The following is a 19,920-nucleotide window of genomic DNA, read 5'->3' on the forward strand; positions in this document are numbered from 1 at the left end:
GTAATCACCAAAGCAAAATAATTAAATTCCCAAAATAGCCCCATCAAAAATAAAACATATTATATATGGATGATAAATACTTTAGGATACCAGAAACACTAGATGTTAGTAGCTATGAACAGCAGCCAATCCATCTGGCAGGGCAGATCCAGCCATACGGTGTACTATTGGCTTTACAGGAACCAGAATTAACTATTTTACAAGTCAGCAAAAACACAAATCAATTTTTTGGTATCCCACCAGAATCTTTACTTGAACAAAACTTAAACTGCCTCTTATCTCCAGCACAAATACAATTAATTGCCGATTCCTTACAAGAGAAACAAACTGTATTCGTCCATCTATTAGAAATTACACATAAGCATTTAGAAATATCCTCATTTTTTCTAGGAATACTTCATCGTAGTCATGGGGTTTTAATTCTGGAAATGGAACCTCATTCATTGATGAAAACAATTCCATTACTAGAAGATACTCATCTTTTAGAAAGAGCAGTCTTTAACATCAGGAATGCTTCCCATGTCTCCGATCTCTATCAAACTCTTGCTCAAGAAGTGAGAAAAATAACTCAATTTGATAGGGTGATGATCTACAAATTTGAACCAGACTACAGTGGAGTTGTAATTGCCGAAGATAAACAAAGTGATATAGAAACTTATTTAGGATTACATTATCCTGCCTTTGACGTTCCCAATCAAGCTAGAGAACTTTACTGCAAAAATTGGCTGCGAGTAATTCCAGAAGTTAATTATCAACCTGTTGACATCCTGAAGAGCAATCATTCTCTTGCTGATGAACCCCTTAACTTAAGTAATTCAATATTGAGAAGTATATCATCATGTCATAGAGAATACTTGCGTAATATGGGCGTTGCTGGTTCAATGTCCATTTCACTTATTAATGAAAATAGGCTCTGGGGTCTGATTGCTTGTCACCATTATTCCCCCAAATATATTGATTATGAAATTCGCAAAATCTGTGAAGTGATAGGTCAATTTGCATCTATTGAATTAGTTAATTATCGGGAACGCACATTAAATTTTTACCGTCAACAAGTCAAATGTATTCAACAACAACTAAATCATAACTTAACCAATGAATTAGATTATATTGGTAATATCTTCAAGCGTAATGAAACAAGTTTATTGAATTTACTAAGAGCTAATAGTGCTGCTATCTTATTACAACAGCAATTAATTTTAATTGGTAATACTCCTTCAGAACAAGATACAAGAGAGCTAGTAGAATGGACATTGAATCAAAATCAACAAGATATTTTTTACACAGATTCTCTATCACAGCTATACCCAAAAGCTAGTAATTTTCAAGATAAAGCCTGCGGTATTTTAGCAATTTCTATTGTTCTCCATGAACGGTCTTATCATATCATTTGGTTCAGACCAGAGCAAGTTCAAACTGTGAATTGGGCAGGTAATCCCCACGAGGCAATATCTGATGATAAGCAATATCTGACTCCACGTAAGTCCTTTGAACTATGGAAGCAAACAGTTGAAAATAAATCACTTCCTTGGCAAGCATTTGAAATTGAAGTAGCACAAGAGATGAGAAATAGCCTCATGCTTGCCGCACTAGAGTTTTCCCAACTAGCACTACAACAAGCTGCTGAACAAGCAGAAATTGCCAACCGTGCCAAAAGTCAGTTTCTGGCCAAAATGAGTCATGAATTACGAACTCCACTTAATGCCATCTTAGGTTTTACTCAAATCTTAACTCGTAATAGCTCCTTATCTGAAGAAGAACAAGAGAATTTAGACATCATTAGTCGTAGTGGTGAACATTTGCTGTCTTTAATTAATGATGTTTTAGAAATGTCTAAAATTGAAGCTGGTCAATTAACCTTAAATGAAAGCTATTTTGACTTGCGTCGTCTAACTTACTCAATTCAAGAAATGTTTACCATTAAAGCACCAGATAAAGGATTAAGTTTCATCACTGACTTTAATCCAGAAGTCTGCCAGTATGTATTTGGAGATGAAGGCAAACTCCGACAAATTTTGATTAATTTAATAGGTAATGCTATCAAATTTACCGTTGTTGGTCATGTTGCCATCAGAGTATCTTACCCCAGAGATTTTGCCTCTTTAGTGGCAGAGACAGGTAAAATAATTGTTAAATTTGAAGTAGAAGATACAGGTGCAGGTATTGCTATTGAAGACCAAGAATTAATTTTTGAAGCATTCCTCCAGGCTAAAGGTGGAAGACAGTTTATGCAAGGTACGGGACTGGGATTAGCTATCAGCCGTCAATTTGCCAGACTCATGGGAGGTGATATAACAGTTAAGAGTGTTTTAGGTGAGGGTACAACCTTTAGCTGTCGTGTTCAACTCAGTCTTGCTGATAAAGTCGATGTTATTGCTCCCATTAAAAATACTAAAAGAGTTGTTGGTTTAGAACCGGGACAACCTAAATATAGAATCTTAATTGTTGAGGATATTTTAGAAAATCGTCTCTTACTTGTTAAACTATTAGAATCTGTTGGTTTTGATGTCTATGCAGTAGAAAATGGGTTAGAAGCAATTAATATTTGCAGAGAGTGGGAACCGCATCTGATTTGGATGGATATACAAATGCCAGTCATGAATGGATATGAAGCAACCAAGCAAATTCGATCCATGAATCAAGGAAAAAATGTAATTATGATTGCTCTGACGGCCAGTGCTTTTGCAGAAGATAAACAAGCAATCTTACAAGTTGGTTGTGATGATATTGTTGCTAAACCTTTTGAAGAAAATATTCTATTTGAAAAAATGGCGCATTATCTTGATTTACGTTATGTCTATGCAGATATTAATCAACAGAAAAAACAGCTTAAACCTAATACTAAATTAGTACGATTGACTGCATCTAATTTGCAGGTTATGCCTCTTGATTGGATTGCTCAAGTTCATGCAGCCGCAAGAGTCATTGACGATGAGCAACTTTATCAACTATTTGCACAAATTCCTCCAGAACACCAGCAAATAGCTGATACATTAAAAAATTTAGTTGATAACTTCCAGATAGAGAATATTATTAACCTGACTTCTCCTACATAAAATCAAATAAACTAGAATAAAATTATGTTCTCATCTGCTTATGATCGCAATTTTGGTCAAATTTTGATTGTTGACGATAACCCAGACAACCTCCGACTGTTGTCTAAGATGTTAGAGTCGAAAGGCTTTAAAATCAAAAAAACAGTTAGTGGTGAAATTGCCATCCATGCAGCGAAAATAGAACCTCCGGATTTGATTTTACTCGATATTAATATGCCAGATATGAATGGCTATGAAGTTTGTCGACAATTGAAATCTCAAGAAAAAACTGCTAATATCCCTATAATTTTTATTAGTGCTTTAGACCAAACTACAGATAAAATTATGGCTTTTGAGATGGGTGGAGTAGATTACATCACAAAACCTTTTCAAGAGTTGGAAGTTTTAGCCAGGGTTAAAAATCAATTAATCATTTACCAGCAACATCAGCAACTTATTGAACAAAATCAAAAGTTGCACCAAGAAATCAAGGTACGTCAAAAAGTTGAAGAAGCTTTGCTTGCGGCTAATCAACAGCTACAACTTTTTGCTCTCTTAGATGGTTTGACAGGAGTTGCCAACCGGAGAAAATTTGATGAATATTTAAATCTAGAATGGCAAAGACTTGCTAGGGAAAAATTGCCTCTATCTCTATTATTATGTGATGTGGATTTTTTCAAAAACTATAATGATACCTATGGACATTTAACCGGAGATGATTGTTTAAAGCAAATTGCTAAAACACTGAAATCATCAGTTAAGCGTCCATCTGATTTATTAGCTCGTTATGGGGGAGAAGAATTTGCAGTAATTCTTTCCAATACCAATTATGAAGGAGCTATTTATTTAGCAGAAGAAATTCGACAAAATATATATAGTCTCAAGATTCCCCATGCTCAATCTAGAGTTGATAATTTTATAACTTTGAGTATAGGTGTTACGACTCTTGTTCCTAATCTGGAGATGTCTCCGAATATCTTAATTGAGGTTGGTGACAAAGCACTCTATACTGCCAAAGCCCAAGGTAGAAACAGGATTGTCGCTGAAAATTTGATGTAATGGAGAGTAGGAACAGAGTGAGGCAAAGATTTATTTTAGCAAAAATTAGCAAATTATCATATCACATAATAGACATCTCCGGTAATTAAATGTGCGTGGTTTGAAACCCTTGTAGAGACGTTCCGGCGGAACGTCTCTACCATATTTCCGGAGAGGTCTAATGTTTAGTCTAGGCAAAAGTTAGTTGATTTCAAAAATTCTTATGGATGCAATTAGATATAGCAATATATTGTAACTATTTGATGTTTTACCAGCGATCGCATTACATATAAATCCATGAAACCATTGCTCCACAGGAATTTCAAGGATCAAGTTTCAGGAAAATGTATTTCTGAACATACTTTGGGGATGTGGAATACTAGGTTGCTGATCTGTAGCAATAGCATCTATAATAATCGAAACGTGCATCCCTAAAGTACAGCATAATCAGTAAATATGAAGACATAGGGCTATAGTTAAAACACTGCCCTTAATCAAAATATTTTTGAGTATTCCGTACTATATGATAAAAGCTAGATGCCACTATAGGTTGCGCTACTAACTTTACTACTCAGTTAATTAATTCTGCATCAAACAGGGCATATCTATTTTTGTTAGCAATTAGATCTCAGTAATATTACTTAATTACAGGAATAACGGGCTTTTTGTTAAATCAGGATGCAAATGTGATGGCTCATATCTGATATTGCCTTAACTGTATCCTCACGGATAGGCTAATAGATGAAAAGGCATCGCATCGCCACTCAGATATATCAACCTGTTTTTGCTTGCTTAAGTAGCAGGAAAGGCTGACACCCGAATGGTGTATTACTTTTGCTGCTTAAACTTCTTGCACTTCGTCTTTGTGTGCATAGGGTATCAACTACAAGATTGTTGACAACTCCTAGAGAAAATTATTCACATTACGTTAACTGGATAAAATTAGCTATGCTCATGTCGATGTCTAAATCTAAATTAGATCATAATAATCGTCTAATCTTGCTTGTTGATGATAGTCCAGAGTATCTACGCTTACTATCTAAGATACTAAAATCGAAAGGATTCAACGTTGAAAAAACTGTGAATGGTAAAACAGCAATCGAGATAGCAAAGAACCAATGTCCTGATTTAATTCTGCTGGATATTAATATGCCTAAGATGAATGGCTATGAAGTTTATCGGCAATTGAAAACTCAGGAAAAAACCGCCAATATTCCCATAATTTTCATGGGTACTCTGGATCAAGTTATAAATAAAATTAGGAACTTTGATATTCCTATAATAGACTGCATCACCAAACCTTTTCAAGAATCAGAAATATTATCACGGGTTGAAAGTAAATTAATTGTTTACCAAAAACATCTAGAAATTATAGCCTACAATCAACGGTTAGACCAAGAAAAAGAGGAACATAAAAGGTTTACAAAAGCTTTAATTACAGCTAATCAGAATTTACAATCAGTTGTTCTTGTAGATGCTGTGACGAAAGTGGCCAATCGGAGAAAGTTTGATGAATATTTAAATTTGCAATGGCAAAAACTAGCCAGTGAAAAATTACCTCTTTCTCTATTAATTTGTAATTTGGATTTTGCCAATAACTATAATAATGCTGATATTGATCTCACAGCAGATAATTTTTTACAGCAAATAGCTACAGAAATTAAATCAGAGGTTAAACGCTCGACTGATTTAGTCGCCAGCTATGAAAATGAAAAATTTGCTGTAATTCTCCCCAATACAAATTCTCAAGGTGCAGTTTATGTATCAATGTTAATTCAAAAAAAAGTAAATAGCCTAAAAATTAATAACACCCCATTCATAGAAAATGATTTTCTCACATTGGCTATAGGAGTAGCAACTATTTTTCCTAGTGTTAAGAAGACTCCAAAGACTTTGATTCATATGGTAGAAAAAGCACTTAATTTTGAAAAAATACAACGAACAACAAAACTATAGAGGCAAAGGTTTAAGGTGAAAAACTCCGTGCAGTATTGGATTATATCCCCCCTTAACCCCCTTAAAGAAGGGGAAATTAGTCCTTGCAGGTCAACTTAAGAGGATGTTTGTAAAGTCTAATATTGTATCGACATCCCTCTTTAAAAGACTTTGATTCCAGTTTTCCCCTTATTAAGGTTCCCTGACTTCTCAAAGAAGTTGGGATCTATATTATCAAGGTGTATTGGGGTGATATGTTACCGAAATTTATGAACTAAATCATAAAAAGGTTGCCAATTATCTTCTTGAACAATTGGTTCCCAAATTGATTCAATCACAGGCCTTAATAAATTAGCTTGGGGATTATATTTAGCTAGATTTCGGGAAATTATCTCCATTTGATTGGGGTCGAAATTATTGAGAACTTTATGAAAAAGCACACACCAATTATCAAACAGTGTGGATGCTCCCACAGTGGGTACAATCTCAGAATCATTCATCACAAAAGCTGGTTCATCACGCCATTTAATTGTAAAGGTGCGAGCTAGATCAGAGAAAAATTGATGATAACCAATTTGACTATCTTTTAAAAAGGCTATTGTTAATTCTAATAAATCATCAGCTTCCGCAAATTGCAAATCCTCAAAACCCAACTTTTTCAACATCAAATTCCGATATTCAGCCTGATAATATTCGGCAAACCTAGCTAAACCACTTTGTAAATCACCAATATCAATTATTACTTTTAAAGGTTCTTGCAGCATTTCTAAATTCAAATGGCAAATGCTTGGTTGCTGACCGTAACAATAGCGTCGATAATAGTCGAAGTATGCAGCAGTAAAGTATAAATCATAAGTAGGAATAAAAGCATATGGTCCATAGTCAAAACTTTCCCCTGTAATTGACATATTATCAGTATTCAAAACTGCATGACAAAAACCAGCCGCCATCCACTGCGCTACTAATTCCGCTACTCGCTTCACTAATTCTGCATAAAAAAGAGCATATTTATCATTTTCATCTTTGAGGTTTTGGTAATATTGCTCAATCACATGATCTAACAACTTTTGAGTTAAATCAGGACGTTTTAAATAGTGCAGTCTCTCAAAAGTTCCAAACCGGATATGAGATTTACTCATCCGTATCATTACTGATGAACGAGTTGGAGAAGGTTCATCTCCACGCCATAAACCTAAACCGGTTTCAATCATACTCAAACAGCGAGAAGTTCTCACCCCTAAGCGGTGTAGGGCTTCTGCTGCAAGAACTTCCCGTACTCCACCTTTGAGAGTAAGCATACCGTCACCACCACGGGAGTAAGGTGTTCTCCCTGATCCTTTTGTCCCAAAGTCGTATAATTCGCCATCAATTCCTCTTACTTGTCCATACAAAAAACCTCTACCATCACCCAACTGGGAGTTATATTCACCAAATTGATAACCGTGATAACGCAGGGCTAAAAAAGGTTTTCTTCCTTGGAATTTACCAAAAGCCGTGATAAAATCTTCATCTTTGACTACTTGAGGATCAAGTCTTAAATGCGGTAATATTGCATCATTACGCCAACGCAGTATAAGTTGAGGAAATTCCTCGGCGACAACTTCATCATAATAGTCACTACCTAGAGATTCTAAGGCGCTTTCGTAGTTGAGAGATAGTAAAGGATTACTAGAATTACTAGAATTGGTTTGGTTGGGATTTTCAGCAAGTGTCATTTTTAGTAATTTTTAATTTGTTCTTCTCTTCATCTTACATCTGAGATAATTCGTAATTCGTAATTCGTAATTATTTAATTCTGCCTCCTGACTCCTGAGTTCTGACTCCTGACTGCTAACTAAGGTTTCCAGTTATGATTAGTCAAACTAGTGAGCATGTGATCTTCCCATTTACCATTAATTAATAAATAGTCTCTAGCATATCCTTCAATTACAAAACCCAGTCTTTTTAATACATTACCACTGCGGCGATTATGAGGCATATAATTGGCCATGATGCGGTGAAAATTTAATTCTTGAAATATATATTCAGTGCCGGCTTTTAAAGCTTCTGTCATGTAACCATAACCTTGTGCTGCTTCTGCTAGGCTATATCCAACATTACAAAAACTAGCGGCTCCGCGCACAAAACTACTAAAATTGACAACACCAATAATTTCCTTGGGGTTGATTTGGTGATATATAAATAATCTTAAGGCGCAGTCGTGAATTAATTCCAGATGATATTGTTCAATTTGATATTGCCAATATTCTGCTGTGAAAAAACCATCAACCCAAGTGGGAAAAAATGGGGTAAGATAGGCTTTATTAATAGTAAAATATTGGATAATTTGTGGTATATCTTCTGGAATCGCCACTCTTAATAACAGACGATTGGTTGTGATTAGTGGCAGTTCTGATTTCATACACTAGAATTATTAATTTTGTGTATTTTTGTGTATTTTAGTAACAATCTACAAAAGGATAGCGATGGTGGGAATACGCTACGATTGGCAGCAAGATGAAATTTTGGCAATATATAATACACCATTTCTAGAGCTTATTTATCAAGCTGCTAGTGTGCATCGCCAATTTCATAACCCAAAACAAATACAAGTTTGTAAGCTGATCTCTATTAAAACAGGTGGTTGTTCCGAAGATTGTAGTTACTGCGCTCAATCTTCTCGGTATAAAACAGAGGTAAAGCCGGAAGCACTGTTAGAAAAAGAAACGGTGCTGAAGATTGCTCAGAAAGCGAAAGAAACCGGTGTAAGTCGGGTTTGTATGGGTGCTGCTTGGCGGGAAGTGCGGGATAATTCCCAGTTTGAGGAAGTCCTGGATATGGTAAAGGATGTTACCTCCATGGGTTTAGAGGTTTGCTGCACTTTGGGAATGTTAAGTGCAAATCAAGCTAAACGGTTAGAAGATGCGGGACTGTATGCTTATAATCATAACTTGGATACTTCCCAGGAATATTACAGCACTGTAATTACTACTCGCACTTATGGCGATCGCTTGCAAACAATTGACAATGTGCGCCAAACTAATGTGACTGTCTGCTCTGGTGGTATTCTCGGTTTGGGTGAAAGCGTCGCAGATCGGGTAGGAATGTTATACACTCTCTCCAATTTACAACCCCATCCAGAATCTGTACCGATTAATATTCTCTCACAAGTTCCCGGTACACCTTTGGCAGATCAGCCGGAAGTACCAATTTGGGAAGTGGTGCGGATGATTGCTACCGCTAGAATTATTATGCCTAATTCGGATGTGCGGTTGAGTGCTGGTAGGGCGAAACTTTCCCAAGTTGAACAAGCTTTATGCTTTATGGCTGGAGCTAATTCCATCTTTTCCAGCGATGATAACAAAATGTTAACGGTGACAACTCCCTGTCCTGATTATGATGCAGACCGGGAAATGTTGAATTTGCTGGGTTTGGAAATGCGTCCACCTTTTCAAAAGCAGGAAAAAACACCTGCTGCTGTGACTGTTTAGATCCCCCCAACCCACGCCAGTTCGCACAACGGGGGGAACCCCCGCAAGCGACTGGCTTCCCTTAAAAAAGGGGGGCTTTTGTAGGGTTTTAGGGTGAATAATTAGGAATTAAATGATCTTGGCAGAACGCAGACCAAATAATAAACCTACGGAGATACCCATAAACACGCCTAAAAATACAATGTATTCAACTACAGCCATTTGCGTTTCTCCAGAATTTAGTTCACTAAATCTATTGAATCATGGGAATAGGTTACAGGGAACAAGTGACAGGTGACAGAGAAATAACCAATCACCAATTACCAATTACCAAACTACGGTAAAATACGCGCACGAGTGATTATATCAGGGTTTTTAAATGAGTTCTGTAATTAAAGTAGATATACCAGAAAAGTCTTATGAGATAAGTGTTGCGCCTGGGAGTTTGGATCAACTAGGTGAACAGATGGCGAGTTTGAAACTAGGTAAGAAGGTGTTGCTAGTTTCTAACCCGATGATATTTAAACATTATGGCGAAAGAGCGATCGCATCCTTACAAAATGCCGGTTTTGAAGTTGTCAGCTACAACCTTCCACCAGGTGAACGCTACAAAACCCTGAACTCCATCCAAAAAATTTATGATATCGCCCTGGAAAATCGTCTAGAACGTTCCTCCACAATGGTAGCTTTAGGGGGAGGTGTAGTTGGTGATATGACTGGGTTTGCTGCTGCTACATGGTTAAGAGGAATTAACGTTGTCCAAATTCCTACCAGCCTCTTAGCAATGGTAGATTCGGCTATTGGTGGTAAAACCGGGGTAAATCATCCCCACGGTAAAAATTTAATTGGTGCGTTCCATCAACCCAGTTTAGTCTTGATTGATCCAGAAGTCTTAAAAACCTTACCAGCGCGGGAATTTAGAGCGGGAATGGCGGAAGTGATCAAGTACGGCGTAATTTGGGACGCTGAATTGTTTACTCAATTGGAAGCAAGTAAACACCTTGACCAACTCCGCTATCTAAAATCCGACCTGATAAATTACATATTAACTCATTCTTGTCAAGGGAAAGCAGAAGTTGTCAGCAAAGATGAAAAAGAATCTGGACTGCGGGCAATTCTTAACTATGGTCATACTATCGGTCATGCTGTGGAAAGCTTAACCAATTATCGTCTGTTGAAACACGGTGAAGCTGTGGGCATTGGTATGGTAGCAGCTGGTGAAATCGCTGTGAAATTAGGGCTTTGGCAGAAAGCAGATGCAGAACGTCAAAATGCGCTGATTAAAAAATCTGGTTTACCGACACAATTACCAGCAGATTTAGATATTGAAACGATTATTGATGCTTTGCAATTAGATAAAAAGGTCAAATCTGGGAAAGTGCGGTTTGTGTTACCAACCCAAATTGGTGAAGTGAAAGTAACAGACGAAGTACCAACAGATACTATTAGGCAGGTATTACAGGAAATGGCAAGTTAGAAAATACTCATCTAAATATATAAAGGTAAAACGTAAGACCTGCATCCGCAGGTTTTTATAAATATTGGACAATCTCGGATCATTAACATCTGAATTATGTTTATTCACACTATCTCAAAAGGAAAGAAATTATGCTCAAAAGCATTCAGTGAATTAATCATAACAGTTAATACCAATTCTTGATGATAACTTGCGTGCCATAAAGCCATAGCTTTAGAAAAAAACTGACAATGAAATCACTGTTTACCACGACCTCGACTTTCTAACTGGAACCTCGACACAAGTGGATGAACAGGAGTTTGTAAATAATGCTAAAGACTTTAATAAAATTGATGAAGATTTGCTGTTTAATGTAACACTTGTGTAAGTCCTACTTAATATTCTAACGGACTGGATATTTCTCATAAAGCTCAAAAAGAGAGTTTAAACATCAATCCTGAATTATTTACTGCTTAGAAAGCCAATTTGGGCTTTTTTTAGGCTAAATTGCTCTATAAACCCCTATAATAACCTGAAAAAGAAATCAGGTATTAATACGGTTAATAATAGCAATGGATAGTTTTAATATCTGCATAGGGTGAATCTCTTAAATACTTCCTCAGGACAACTATGCCTACTATTATCACTTCCGCTACCTTTACATCTTGGGATGCTTTATTCAACAATTTAGAGTCTAAAGGTTATATAATTCTTGACTTATTAGAAAGTCAGCTAGAAGAAGCAATTACCAATGTTAGTAGTGTTATCGTCGAAAATGTTGACGATAATGTAGTCAGAATTAACTACCAACAATCGAATAATTCCTATGTTTTAGATTTTAGTGAAATTCTCCCTTCAGTCCCAATTATCAAAGATTTTCAATTTGTTACACCGGAAATTTATTTTGCGAAAACCCAAAGTGACATTGAACATGATGTTTTAGGCGAAATTGGTCTAGGAAAGGGTTTAAATATCATTACCCAGTTTGATTTATCAGAAATCCAACTTGCCCCAGTTGCGTATATTGATCAAATTTTTGATTTAGGAAAAATCAACGTTCAATTAAGCATCGATCCCGATGGAGCAGCAAACCTAAACGGGACATGGAAAAAAGAAATCACTATATTTGAATTGGGAGGTTTTAGTATTGAATTTGTAGATCCTGCTCTTGATTTAAGTGTAGATCACAGCGGGGGAATAGGTTTTACCATGACCGGTAATTTATTAATCAATGGTTATGATCCTACCCAAGATAATGAACCAGAATTACTACTATCTGGGGGATTTGGGGTTGATGTCCAAGATACTACGGCAGTGGGAGCAGCATTTAATTTAGATAGTAATACTGGTGATTATTGGCAAGATCCTTTTGGTTTAAAAGGAATACAAATTAACAGTTTAGCCTTTCAAGCTGGTTGGACAGTAGGAACACCAGGCATTGAAACATTTGGCTTTGGGGGTACAGTCATCTGGAAAGACACAACATTAAATAGAAACATTGATGTTGATGCTAACTTCCTCTACGACCCCCTTAACATCGATAACATGGCATTAACTTTAACGTTAAATACCCCTGTTAGTTTGGTGCAAATGTGGACAGGCCCAGTTTATTCTTTTATGTTGCAGCAGATTGATAATTATGCTATAGATTTAGCTCCTATCAATTCAGGGTTACAGTTTTTAGATAAGCTGCTAAATGTTAAAATTCAATCTATTGATGGAGATGGCGACGGAACAATTGATCCGCTAATTCAATTTGTACCCTTTCCCACATCAATTGGCAGTCGGAGCAATTTATTAGAACAAGGTTTTGGAATTAACGGTAAACTAACTGCATGGGGACAAGAAGCCATTTTATTGGCTCATGTTGATAAAGAAAATCAAGTCTTAAATGCTTCCTTAACACTGTCTAAATTAGATTGGGGATTTTTAAAGTTAACAGGAGCAGATAGTCCTAATTTAAAACTCACTTTGAAAGTCTCTCCTAGTGAACAATATTTACAAGGAGACGGTAAGTTAGAAGTATTTGGAACACAAATTGCCAAAATAGACTTTAAGATTTCTAATACTGCTATTATTATTAAGGATTTTGATCTCAATTTTTTTAATGTTTTAGCCATTGATGTTGATAATTTATACGTTGGCTTAGATTTTCTCAATCCCAAAGCAAGTGGAAGCGGAAAATTAACCTTATTTGGTCAATCTTTAACCACAGGTTCATTTAATATTGAGAACTACAAAGTCAGCATTAGTAATTTTAATGTTGGCTTTGGTTCACTCTTAGGCTTAAATAACGTTAATTTATCCTTAGACCCCAGAAATTTAAGTGGGAGTGGTTCAGGAAATCTCAGCTTATTCGGTTATTCCCTAGTTAGTGGTTCATTTAGTATTAATGGTTCAAAACTGAATATCAATAATGTTAATCTCGGCTTTGGTTCACTCTTAGGATTAAATAACGTTAATTTATCCTTAGACCCCAGAAATTTAAGCGGTAGTGGTTCAGGAAATCTTACCTTATTTGGTCAATCCATTGCTGGCGGTTCATTTAGTATTAATGGGTCACAACTAAATATTAGTAATGTGAACTTAGGCTTTGGTTCACTCTTAAGTTTAAATAACGTTAATTTATCCTTAGACCCCAGAAATTTAAGCGGCAGTGGTTCTGGAAATCTTACCCTATTTGGTCAATCCATTGCTGGCGGTTCATTTAGTATTAATGGCTCAAAACTGAATATCAGTAATGTTAACTTAGGCTTTGGTTCACTCTTGGGCTTAAATAACGTTAATTTATCCTTAGACCCTAAAAATTTAAGCGGTAGTGGCTCAGGAACTTTAACCTTATTTGGTCAATCAATTGCCGGTGCTTCATTTAGTATTAATGGCTCTCAACTCAATATCAGTAATGTTAATCTCGGCTTTGCCAATGTTTTACAACTTAGTAACCTGAATTTATCATTAGATCCCAAGAATTTAAGTGGTAGTGGTTCAGGAACAGTTAAAGTAGCTGGTATTCCCCTTACTGGTGCATCTTTTAGTGTAAATAATGGTAATTTGACCGTTAAAGGTGATATTGATATTGATGCCGGTTTCTTAGGAGAGTTTGGGACGAGTTTTAGCGTTACTGTTGGCGCAAATATTAGTAATGCTCAAGCCAGTGTCGGCTTTACTGCCTTTGGCAAAAAATTTGATTTTTCCGTTTCTTTAGGTTCTTTTACCAGTATTGGGGGAATAGTTGAAGATGCCTTATTAGGAGTCATCGGTTCAATTCCCGGCTACATTGCTGAACTAATTACCGATGGTTTCATGTCCGGTGTTTCTGCAATTGCTAATTTCATCTATGATACTGCTTCTACGATCTGGAATGGAATCACAAGTATTTTCAGAGACATTTTTGGGGGACAATCAGATCCCATTAACTATACAGGTGATAATGGCAATAACAATAAGGATGGAAATGACAACAAAGACGTACTATTCGGCAATGGCGGAAATGATTTCCTACATGGTCGTTTAGATGATGATTTGGTTGATGGTGGCAGTGGAAATGATAGCCTGAGGGGAGGTAATGGCAAAGATACTATTTTTGGGGGAGACGGCAATGATCATATCTTAGGACAAAACGACGATGATGAACTTTATGGCTGGAATGGAGATGATTATATTAATGGAGATGGAGATAGTAATGAAACCTATAGTGGTGGCAGTGACAAAATTTATGGCGGTGTAGGTAATGATTTTCTCGCTGGTGGCGTTGGCAATAATCTGATTGATGGAGGGGATGGGTTTGATACCGCTGACTATAGGTGGATACTAACTGGGATTAATGTAGATATAAATAACAATCGTGTCACCCGTACAGGCAACACTAATACTAATACTGATGGGACAGATACCCTCAAATCTATTGAAGAAGTCATTGCTGGCAAAGGTAACGATACTATTACAGGGGATAATAATGCCAATGTCCTCGATGGTTTCTGGGGCAATGATACCATCAATGGATGGGCGGGAAATGATACCCTCTACGGAAATGAAGGAGACGATTTGATTAGAGGGGATCAAGGCAGCGATCTGCTCTACGGGAATAACGGAAACGACACATTACAAGGAGGAGACGACTATGATACCCTCTCTGGTGGCGCAGGAAACGATTACCTTTGGGGGGGCAGTGGTGAGGATAAATTATACGGTGGGGATGGCAACGATACCCTCAGTGGTGGTGACGGCTATGATACGCTGAATGGGGAAAATGGCAGTGACTTCGTTGACTATTCTTACAGCACCGAAAACTGGAAAATTGATCTATTAGGTACTATCGCTCTACGTGGTGATACTTTGGGTGACTGGTTATATTACATTGAAAATGTTTTAGGTTCTGGCGGGAATGACACCATCATCGGAACTTATGGAGATAATGCACTCTATGGTCTTGAAGGAAATGATAATCTGCAAGGATTATCTGGTAACGATAACCTGTCCGGTGGTCGTGGTAATGACACCCTAAATCCTGGGGATGGCAATGATTATGTATCTGGAGAGGAAGGAGAAGATTTAGTTATCCTCCCTGGGAGGAAAGATAGTTATACCTTGAGTGGTGGGATAGCCTATGTGACTCTGACCAGAGATTCCTGGACAAAAAATATTTTGTCTGTTGAGTATTTCCAATTTGATGAAGGAACTTACACCGCCTCCCAACTCTTTAGCACAATATATTATGGCACTGCTGGCAACGATAATTACGATGCAGGATCAGGGGATGATACCTTATATGGCTATGGGGGAAATGACTATCTCATTGGGGGTAGTGAAAACGATCTACTTTTTGGTGGTTTTGGTAACGATTCTCTTTGGGGGGAATTGGGAAATGATACTCTCTTTGGAGATGATGGGGATGATTATCTTGCTGGTTTCTTAGGGGATGATTATCTTGCGGGTGGTTTTGGGAAGGATACCCTTTATGGGATTTCTGGCAACGATACCCTGTATGGAAACTCTGGTGAGGATTATCTCATTGGTGGCGAGGGCAATGATATCCTCTGGGGTGAAGATAATAATGATTATCTCTTCGGAGAAGATGGTAATGATACTCTCTACGGTGGTTCCGGTAATGACTCCCTAGACGGTGGCAACGGAGATGATACCTTGGATGGTGGTTTCGGTAATGATACTTTAGTTGGGGGTAGTGGCAATGATACCCTGATTGTACAGGGATACAAGTTTCAATACACCATCACTTATCAACAGTTCCAAAGACCTGGGACGACTGAACCAGTAACAACAATAATTTTACAAGGGAATAATGAAACAAAAATCACTACAGACATCGAAAACTTTCAATTTTACGATGGGACTTTGACCAAAGGACGGATATTAGGAACAACTATTTTGGGTAGTGACGGTCCGGATAATCATTTGCGGGGTGGTATTGGTGATGATATTCTTCATGGTAGGGGTGGTCAGGACTATCTCTATGGGGGTGCTGGGAATGATGAACTCTGGGGAGACGAAGGCAATGATTACCTTTATGGAGAAAATGGCAATGATGTCCTCTATGGTCGCGCCGGCAGTGGTGCCGATGGAACTTGGAATTATCTAGACGGTGGTGAGGGCAATGATAGCCTCTATGGTCATACAGCGAATGATTCACTCAAAGGCGGTAAAGGGGATGATTACATTGATGGTGGCTTGGGTACAGATACGCTGATTCTAGAAGGCCATCAGTCTCGCTACACCTTTAGCGGCAATCGTGTCATTAGCGCCGATGGAACAGATACTATCTATAACATCGAAAAAATTCAATTTATCGACGGTTTTGGTAACTATACTTACAATTTTGTCAATGGTAAAGTCATTGATGGCTTTATTCAAGGGGGGACAGTCTTCCTCGATGCTAATCTCAACGGTATCCACGACGAAGGCGAAATTTACACTCTTTCTAATCAAAACGGTCAATTCCAGTTATTCATTGACGATGCAACCTTCAATCAAGTTGATACCAATCAAGATGGGACAATTGACCTCTCTGAAGGAAGACTGGCGATGGTTGGGGGAATTGATTCTGGTTCCGAATTACCCTTTGAGGGAATTTTAACTGCCCCTGTGGGTTCACCTGTGATTACTCCCTTCACCAGTTTAGTAGAACGGATTGCTCGTAAAACAGAAGGGACAGCAGAAGACGCTAAATCTTTGATTTTTGATAAATGGCGTGTTTCAGGGGCTTATTATTTAAGTTTTTCGTTAAACCCCTTACCTCAGACGGTGATTGATGAAGATGGCGTATACCAGCTTGTAGTATTTGATGGGTTAATTACCGATCAAAATACCAAATTTGAAATCAGTTTCACAGGCTTAACTAATCCTCCCGCTATAAAATTCAACCCCGATACAGGAGAAGATGAGGCGTGGAGTTATCCCCAAAACTTTGATGAACCTTCCAAAACTTACTTAATTGGCGCACAAGTTCAGTTAATTAGCGAACAATTAGCCGCTTTTACCGGAAAACCCATCAATCAGATCATTGATGCTGTAGCTGATCATTTTATCGAAAGAAACGATGTTACGTTTGGTTTTGGGCGGGAGGTGAGCGATATTATCGCTAAAGTTGCCCCAGAATTAAACGAAAATCTGCAATTAGCGGCTACTTTTGCTGTAGAGGCTGCGGTATCAGCTTTAAACAAAGCAGTCGCCGAATATGGTTTTGAGAGCAAAACCTATAACATTTACGACAAACTTTTCCAAGTCAACGCGAAAATGGTTTCGGTTGCCCAAGAATTACAGGATGTACTCGGTCAAATTATCAATCATGGCCAAGAAATGACTGTAAACGAGTTTAGTAATACTTTCAATCCGGCTTCTTTGGAATACCGTTTCAGCAATAGTATCTACCAAGCAGACAACATTTTCCCCCCTCATACGGCAGATTTTAGCGTTAATCTCAATGAAGATACTACCTACACCTTTGCTGTCTCTGATTTCCCCTTTACCAAAGGAGACGAAAACGATACCTTAAAATCTGTGATCATTGAAACTTTACCCGACCAAGGTACGTTAAAAATTGGTGATCAAGTTATTACAGAAGAAACAGAGGTATCTGCTGAAGATATTAACGCAGGTTTACTCACCTTTGCCCCGGAAAATAACACATTCGGTGATAATTACACGCAATTTGTCTTCCGTGTGACTGATGGTAAATTCTTCTCCGATGAATTACATTTTGCAACTATCGGGGTAAATTCAGTTAATGATGTGCCAGTTGCTGAGGATGATACTGCTAGAACTAAGGAAGGTACGGCGGTTGATATTGATGTCCTGAGTAATGATCAAGACAGCGACAATGATGCACTCAGTTTAGCGATCGCCATTGCACCCATGCACGGTACTGCCGAAATCAATGACAACGGCACACCTGAAAATTACGAAGATGACTTTATTCGCTACATTCCCTTTGCGGATTTTACAGGAACGGATGTTTTCATTTACCAAGTTGATGATGGTAATGATGGCAAAGATACCGCCACAGTTAAGCTCACCGTCAATACCAAACCCATCAAAGGTAGCAACCAAAACGATAACCTGACGGGTACAGGTGGTAATAACTATCTAGATGGTGGACTAGGTGCAGATACAATGAGTGGTGGTGAAGGTAACGATATCTATATTATTGATAACCCAGGTGACACCATCATCGGTGAAGAAGAGAATGGGGGTATAGATAGTGTCCGATCTGCCGTGAGTTGGGTTTTAGGAGACAACCTAGAAAACCTGATTTTAACAGGTATAACTGCTATCAATGGCACAGGTAACGACCTTGACAACAGAATCACAGGCAATAATGCGGCAAATAACCTCAGTGGTGGTGCTGGTAATGACAAACTCTACGGCAGGGATGGTGACGATAACCTGACTGGTGCAGCTGGCAATGACTATCTGGATGGTGGACTAGGTGCAGATACCATGAGTGGTGCTGAAGGTAACGATATCTATATTATTGATAACCCAACTGACACCATCATCGGTGAAGAAGAGAATGGGGGTATAGATATTGTCCGATCTGCTGTGAGTTGGGTTTTAGGAGACAACCTAGAAAACCTGATTTTAACAGGTATAACTGCTATCAATGGCACAGGTAACGACCTTGACAACAGAATCACAGGCAATAATGCGGCAAATAACCTCAGTGGTGGTGCTGGTAATGACAAACTCTACGGCAGGGATGGTGACGATAACCTGACTGGTGCAGCTGGCAATGACTATCTGGATGGTGGACTAGGTGCAGATACCATGAGTGGTGATGAAGGTAACGATATCTATATTATTGATAACCCAACTGACACCATCATCGGTGAAGAAGAGAATGGGGGTATAGATACTGTCCGATCTGCTGTGAGTTGGGTTTTAGGAGACAACCTAGAAAATCTGACTTTAACAGGTATAACTGATATCAATGGCACTGGTAACGAGCTAAACAATACCATCATAGGTAACATGGCTGCTAATAGCCTCAGTGGTGGTGCTGGTAATGACAGGTTGTACCTGGGTATAGATGCTAGTGTAGATAGTGTCATCTATGCCAAGGACGACGGTACAGATATGATTCGGCAGTTTAATCGTATAAGTGGTGACTTGTTATTGTTCTCTGGTATTACTGACATTGATGTTAAGACTGTTGGTAATTCAACGCAGTTTAGACTCGGTGATGGAATTGCTGGGAATGCTGGTTTTGCTACAGGGGATCTATTGGTTACTTTATCTGGAACCAGTGGCTTTAGTAGTTCTAATATCTCTGAGAACATTACAGGAGCTAATTTCTGGTTCTTCTAAAAATAGCAGTAGGTTGTATTATTTACGCAGTGTTGTACTAGATTTGTAAGGGTTTAGCAATGCTAAACCCCTACCTATAAAATCAAACGATTAAGCCATTTTGAGTATATTGCGAAAACAGAAGGGCGGAATTTCAGATACAATAAATAATTTCCAGTTCGGGTAAGCTAAAAAAAGCAGTTTTTCA

General features: G+C 38.0%; 9 protein-coding genes. 6 read left to right on the forward strand and 3 right to left on the reverse strand.

Annotated features, from left to right (window positions below):
• The first annotated feature begins 65 nt into the window (after nucleotides 1–65).
• From H6G06_RS00150 to H6G06_RS00160, 3 genes are all read left to right on the forward strand, one after another.
• Nucleotides 66–3,056 carry an ATP-binding protein gene (locus H6G06_RS00150; protein WP_190555899.1) on the forward strand — a complete coding sequence of 997 codons (2,991 nt, stop codon included), beginning with the start codon at nucleotides 66–68 and terminating at the stop codon, nucleotides 3,054–3,056.
• Nucleotides 3,057–3,080: 24 nt separating this feature from the next.
• On the forward strand, nucleotides 3,081–4,094 hold the full coding sequence (locus H6G06_RS00155) for a diguanylate cyclase domain-containing protein (protein WP_190555901.1): 1,014 nt from the start codon (nucleotides 3,081–3,083) through the stop codon (nucleotides 4,092–4,094).
• Between the two features lie 927 nt (nucleotides 4,095–5,021).
• Nucleotides 5,022–6,029, forward strand: a complete 1,008-nt coding sequence (locus H6G06_RS00160) for a response regulator (RefSeq protein ID WP_242039557.1) — start codon at nucleotides 5,022–5,024, stop codon at nucleotides 6,027–6,029.
• A 236-nt stretch (nucleotides 6,030–6,265) separates the two neighbouring features.
• On the opposite strand, the gene H6G06_RS00165 is transcribed toward H6G06_RS00160, so the two are convergent.
• Nucleotides 6,266–7,723: a protein adenylyltransferase SelO gene (locus H6G06_RS00165; protein ID WP_190555905.1), complete on the reverse strand. Its 1,458-nt coding sequence runs from the start codon at nucleotides 7,721–7,723 to the stop codon at nucleotides 6,266–6,268.
• Nucleotides 7,724–7,842: 119 nt separating this feature from the next.
• A complete protein-coding gene (locus H6G06_RS00170) occupies nucleotides 7,843–8,409 on the reverse strand; it encodes a GNAT family N-acetyltransferase (RefSeq protein WP_190555907.1) in 567 nt (188 codons plus the stop codon).
• Between the two features lie 64 nt (nucleotides 8,410–8,473).
• Between H6G06_RS00170 and bioB the strand changes: the two genes are divergently transcribed.
• A complete protein-coding gene (bioB, locus tag H6G06_RS00175) occupies nucleotides 8,474–9,478 on the forward strand; it encodes a biotin synthase BioB (protein WP_190555909.1) in 1,005 nt (334 codons plus the stop codon).
• Between the two features lie 108 nt (nucleotides 9,479–9,586).
• Here bioB and petL read toward each other — a convergent pair whose 3' ends face one another.
• Nucleotides 9,587–9,679 carry a cytochrome b6-f complex subunit PetL gene (gene petL / locus H6G06_RS00180; RefSeq protein WP_190555911.1) on the reverse strand — a complete coding sequence of 31 codons (93 nt, stop codon included), beginning with the start codon at nucleotides 9,677–9,679 and terminating at the stop codon, nucleotides 9,587–9,589.
• A gap of 157 nt (nucleotides 9,680–9,836) precedes the next feature.
• Here petL and aroB point away from each other — a divergent pair, with 157 nt between their 5' ends.
• Both aroB and H6G06_RS27730 read left to right on the forward strand, forming a co-directional pair.
• The gene (gene aroB / locus H6G06_RS00185) at nucleotides 9,837–10,934 is read left to right on the forward strand and encodes a 3-dehydroquinate synthase (protein WP_190555913.1); all 1,098 of its coding nucleotides are present in this window, start codon (nucleotides 9,837–9,839) and stop codon (nucleotides 10,932–10,934) included.
• A gap of 609 nt (nucleotides 10,935–11,543) precedes the next feature.
• Nucleotides 11,544–19,733, forward strand: coding sequence for an Ig-like domain-containing protein (locus tag H6G06_RS27730; RefSeq protein ID WP_190555915.1), 8,190 nt, complete (start codon nucleotides 11,544–11,546; stop codon nucleotides 19,731–19,733).
• Nucleotides 19,734–19,920 lie beyond the last annotated feature (187 nt).

This window comes from Anabaena sphaerica FACHB-251 (assembly GCF_014696825.1).
In the GTDB taxonomy this organism is placed as follows: Bacteria; Cyanobacteriota; Cyanobacteriia; order Cyanobacteriales; family Nostocaceae; genus RDYJ01.